This is a genomic window from Streptosporangium sp. G11 (assembly GCF_051192615.1).
Lineage (GTDB): Bacteria > Actinomycetota > Actinomycetes > Streptosporangiales > Streptosporangiaceae > Streptosporangium.
This window is the reverse complement of record NZ_JBPJUQ010000193.1, coordinates 1-4,805: the sequence shown is the minus strand read 5'-3', so window position 1 is coordinate 4,805 and position 4,805 is coordinate 1. Positions and strand designations below refer to the sequence as shown.

At 61.6% G+C, this 4,805-nt stretch carries 5 protein-coding genes; 1 reads left to right on the top strand and 4 read right to left on the bottom strand.

Going from position 1 to position 4,805, the window contains the following annotated elements; translation table 11 throughout:
* The first annotated feature begins 231 nt into the window (after positions 1-231).
* Positions 232-540 carry a hypothetical protein gene (locus tag ACSDR0_RS49385; RefSeq protein ID WP_435295921.1) on the top strand — a complete coding sequence of 103 codons (309 nt, stop codon included), beginning with the start codon at positions 232-234 and terminating at the stop codon, positions 538-540.
* Positions 541-1,278: 738 nt separating this feature from the next.
* Here the strand turns inward: ACSDR0_RS49385 and ACSDR0_RS49380 are convergent.
* The 4 genes from ACSDR0_RS49380 to ACSDR0_RS49365 form a co-directional block, all read right to left on the bottom strand.
* Positions 1,279-1,791 carry a hypothetical protein gene (locus ACSDR0_RS49380; protein WP_435295920.1) on the bottom strand — a complete coding sequence of 171 codons (513 nt, stop codon included), beginning with the start codon at positions 1,789-1,791 and terminating at the stop codon, positions 1,279-1,281.
* A gap of 185 nt (positions 1,792-1,976) precedes the next feature.
* The gene (locus ACSDR0_RS49375; RefSeq protein WP_435295922.1) at positions 1,977-2,321 is read right to left on the bottom strand and encodes a hypothetical protein; all 345 of its coding nucleotides are present in this window, start codon (positions 2,319-2,321) and stop codon (positions 1,977-1,979) included.
* 762 nt (positions 2,322-3,083) lie between these two features.
* On the bottom strand, positions 3,084-3,485 hold the full coding sequence (locus ACSDR0_RS49370; RefSeq protein ID WP_435295919.1) for a profilin: 402 nt from the start codon (positions 3,483-3,485) through the stop codon (positions 3,084-3,086).
* A 309-nt stretch (positions 3,486-3,794) separates the two neighbouring features.
* Positions 3,795-4,484, bottom strand: a complete 690-nt coding sequence (locus tag ACSDR0_RS49365; protein WP_435295918.1) for a recombinase family protein — start codon at positions 4,482-4,484, stop codon at positions 3,795-3,797.
* Positions 4,485-4,805: the final 321 nt, after the last annotated feature.

Genomic DNA, 4,805 nt, shown 5'->3' with positions numbered 1-4,805 from the left:
CAACGAGGCCCTCGCAACCCAAATAGCCGCATAGGCTGCGCCATAACATGGCTGTCCGGAATCACCGTGGCCCCTCAGGGGCGGCAGCCCCCGAGACCACAGACATTCCGTCTCATCCAGGCGGACACAGCCCTGTTGATCTGATGCGTCTAAAGATCATCCTGTAATCCCTGCCATGAAGGAATTACCAGGTGCGTTGCGGAGTTGGGCTGGCAACGGCAAGATCAGGACATGACCGAGTACTCGTGGCCGGATGACGGCGTCGAGATCGGGAGAAGGGCCCGGGCAGCCTGGTCCGCTACGTGTCGAGCCTTGCCTATCGGGACTCGGGTGACCGGGACGGTTATCGGCCGGCAGCCCTTCGGCGTGTTTCTTCGCATCGATGACACGCCCAAGGCGATCGGCCTTGCTGAGATCACCGCCATGCCTCCAGATTTTGAGCTCCCTCGCTTGGGCGCCTTCGTGACCGGCGAGGTCATCTCGCATACCGAGCACAACCATCAAGTGCGGATCAGGCTCACCGAACAGACAGAGAGCTGACACGGTCCCGCTGGCCTGATACATCCCATCGGGGTGGGGCCATTTCAAGCCGTCGCTTTTTCACCCAGTGATCAACAAATGGGTCCAGGTCAAGCCGTCAAATGGGGCCACCTGAAGCCGTCCTAACCACTGACGGGGTTCTCGGGGCGGCGTAGCGTCGAGGTATGGCCGAGGAGGAAAAGGATCCGCCGATCTGCGGTACCTGCTCGGGCGCGGGCGGCGAATGGGTCGACCGTAACGGCAGCGGTCCCAAGCAGAGCGTCTGGGTGGCGTGTACGGCGTGCGCTGGGACGGGGCGGCGATGAGCGACCCGATCACCTGCCCCGAGTGCGAGGGCGTGGGCGGCCAGCGGCTGGGTCGTCTGCGGATCGCGTGCCGGTTCTGTCACGGCCGGGGCTGGGTCGGTGCCGAGCACGAGCCCGCCGAACCTCCCCCACCGCCCGCTGAGCCGCCGCCGGCCTGGGAGCATCGCATCTGGTCCGACTCCGCCGCGTTCCTGGGGTGCCGCTACTGCTTGGGCTCGAAGATGGTGGCTCACCTGGATGAGAGCACCCGCACGCTGGTGATGGTGCCCTGTGGGTGTCGGGCGCCTGGGGATTTGTCGGCGAGCGCGTAGGAAATCGCGGCTACGTTGTCACCCGTCGCTGCTGTCCTGTCTTGAGTGGTCCGATCGGTGCCGGTGGCATCCTGCTTGTCACGTTAATCTCCGCTGCCTTGTTTCCCAGTGAGGTGATTTCATCAAGGACCAAATGGACGCATGTCCACAATGATAAGAGAGTTTGGATATTTTGCTTTCACTTGAACTTGCTTTATGGCTCTTGTGACTTTTTCGTCAAGCGTTCCATTCGAAATGTATTCTTCATATTCCTTCAATGGCTCCAGTGACAATAATACGTCTTTCCGTTGGCTGGATTTCATGTGAACCGCTTTTGGGGAACGATCTGTGTCGACCTCCCATCCTCTCGACTGCAGAAGTTCGACTCCCTTTTTAAGGGCGTCTCGTTGGTCGGGAACCACTAAGTCAAAGATCATATATTCTGTAGTTACGACAGAATCCGATTCTGTGGATGTTGCTTTGGCGCTTGCTGAAACTTGGCCGATCTCTTGTACCTGACGCACCGCTCTGGGGTCGACTTCTAGCGGCTTTCCTCCCCAGGCCCGCATAGTCAGGTAGAGTAAGCCGAATAAAAGTGCGATGACTAAAACGACTAGAGCTGTGACCCTAGTCCTCTTAGCCGTTACGGATGACATCTAACCCTCCAATCTTTTAAACTAGCTAGCGTAACCGATCTAACCAGTATGGCCGGTGAGCGTGGATTTTCTAAATTCCCCGCCGTCGGTTCCACTTGTATGGATATCACGTGATTTTACCAGTCATTATATCTTTCCAGGTATGGTTTGTCGAAAGGTTTCCCGCAGCGCGCTTTCATGCAGTGTCAATATTCAAACGCTGCTGTACCTGTCGTGCCGAATATGGCGTCCCAGCGTTTTTGCGTTTCCGGGGAAGGTGGCGGTCCACCGCTCAACCATTTACCAAACTGAATAGGGTTGACCGCATAGGCGACGGCGGCCTCCCAGTCGTTTATGTGGCGAGTTTTATTCCCGTGAGTGACGGTCACGGTCTCCTTTAAGTGCCTCATGTATGATGCGGCCAGCCGGATGGACCAAACAGGATCGCGGCTTAACACGTATGCTATCTGCTTGTTGGTGTGTTTATCTCCCATTCCAGCATAGTACTTGTTCATCATCGCGCGAGCTGTTCCGATATTGATCTGCGCAATTCCTGCAGAAACGTAACCAGAGAACTCCGTGATGCGGGCAATCTCATACTGCTCGATCGACTACGAGCAAAGTGTTCCGCAGACTCGATGAACGCCAAGGAGACGGCGCGGCGGGCCACCTCAAGCGACTCTTTGTGCTTCCGTCGCCGGATCATAACCTCCTCGACGAACTGCGCTCCGGCTTCCTTATTGATCAACCGACACGCATCATCGACCGTCGCAGGAATCGGCGGCCTGACCGAGACAAACCTGAACAAGTTTCGTGTCGCCATGGCCCATCATTTCGACGAAGATCACCGGCCTGCGGTCCGGATAGGGAGAAACCCGACAGGGAGACTCTGTCACTGTCCTCACCTCAGTTCAGTGCCCCATATCGGAGTTCGGGTGGCCATTGAGATTGATCGGCCGCGTTGAGCACGAGTAGGGGTTCCGTACTGGTGGAGTCGCGTGTTCAACTGTCGCGAGTTGTCGTCCTCATAGGGCCTGATGGTGACGTTCCGTGTTCCCCGAGGCCGGAGACGCCGCGCGTGATGTTGTCCCCGCTTGGGGAGATTGGCCGCGGCTGAGGGTTGCCGCCGGCCCCGTGGCACTGACAGGCTCCGGGGCATGATCAGACACAGCGCCACGGGCGGCATGCGGCACATGGGCGGCTAGTAGCCGTACGGCAGGCGGAAGGGCCCGAACCCGGGAAAGGGGGGCAGGCCCTTCGGCGTGCAGGTCGGAGACGCGCCCGGTCGTGCGGGGTGTCAGTCTGCCGATCCCTCAGTAGCCCTGGCCGGTGAGGTAGTCGGCGAGACTCTCGACCGTGCTGTTGGCATTCCCCGCTATCGCCGTCTCGGAGTGGTGGCCCACGATGACGGTCCTGTTGGTCTTCGCGGCGGCGATGCCGGTCCTTCCGGATCTGGCGTAGATGCTTCTGGATTCGGCTCTCGTGAGGATGTACCTGTTTCCGGCGACGTAAAGGCCGTCGCTGAACGCGCGGTCCTTCACGGCCTCGTCGCCCTTGACGATGCCGACGATTACCCCCATCTCCTCGGGTGATGGGTTGAACCCGGCGCTGAGGGCCCAGAACACCTCGTCGGTAAGGCTGTAGATCCCCGCGTGGTCAATGTGACCACTGGCTATCAGGCTGACATCCACGTACCCCTGAAGGTCGGTATCCATGCTGTCGCTCCTTGTGCATTCGTGGTCTCACGTCTGCTGCCCGTGAGGGGCGCTTTTGTCATCGTCGAGCAGTGGGAACGTGTCATCAAGGGGGTCGGGCGGCCGAGCTGAGCCCAGCGCTGTCGACATGACGAAGGGCCCGACCCCCAGGTGTCGGGCCCTTCGTCGTCGTGTCTACGCCGTGGCGCGTCGTGTACGGCGGCCGAGCATGCGCGCCTTACGCACCTCGTCCGGCCTCGGTACTGGTGAGCTCGCCTATTCCGGGGTTGAGGAACCTGCGGACAGCCGTTGGCGGTACCTTCGAGTAACTTAGCTGGACGCTTCGGCAGGGCCCTCGGTCGAGATGGGCACGGGCGGGCCCGGCTGGCCGGGCAGTAGCCCGGTCAGCGCGCTTCGGATGGCGGCCCGGCTCACTCCATGTGCGCGGGCGAGGGCCGCGATCGAGGTGCCGTGGTCGGTGAACGCCGACCGCACCTCCTCAAGCCGGGCGCCGGCCAGCGCGGGTGGCCGGCCGCGGTAGCGGCCTTCGGCTTCGGCGGCGGCGACTCCTTCGGCGGTCAGCTCGTTTTGCAGGTCGCGCTGGAACTGTCCCACCGCGGTGATCACGTTGATGATCAGGGCTGTCGTCGCGTCTTTGGCCGCGAGGTCGTGGAAGTTCGATAGCGGGCCCGACAGGACGCGCAGGGCGACGCCGCGGGCCTGGCACCAGTCACGGACCGCGTGGATGTCGACCAGATCCCGGCACAGCCGGAACAGCTCCGACACGGTCAGGACGTCGCCCGGGTGTGCGGCGGCGGCGACCCCGGCGAACGCGGGCCGCTCCAATGCGGGGATCTTGGAGGTGGTCGCCGGGTCCTCGAACAGCAGCACCCCCTCAGCCGGGCGAAGCCCCTCGGCGACGCCCCCGGTCCGGATGAGGAGTCCGGCCTCGGTGAGGATGTGCCGCTGCCGCATCAGGGACTGGGGGGCGGTGGACGAGCGGGAGTAGACGATCCGCACCGGCGACTCCTTGGATATGAGGGACGGGAGCCCCCTTTTATCTGTCGGGAAATCCTGTCGTCAATTTGGGCTCGAAAACACCCATCCGGAGCGGCGTTTTGTGCCGCTAAGTCTGATTTTCCGGGCTGTGGGGAGCCTGGTCGGTGTGGTGTCGGGAAACCATCCTTTTCCGACAGGTCTGGCGCAGGTCTATGCATTCCCGTCCCGTGGGCAGGGGGCGCCTGTGTGCATGTTGGATGAGGCACCGTCGATGACGGAGTCGAGCCTGTCCCGGGTCTGGGTGAGATCCGCGATGTGCCGGTCGAGGTGGTCGCGTTCCGC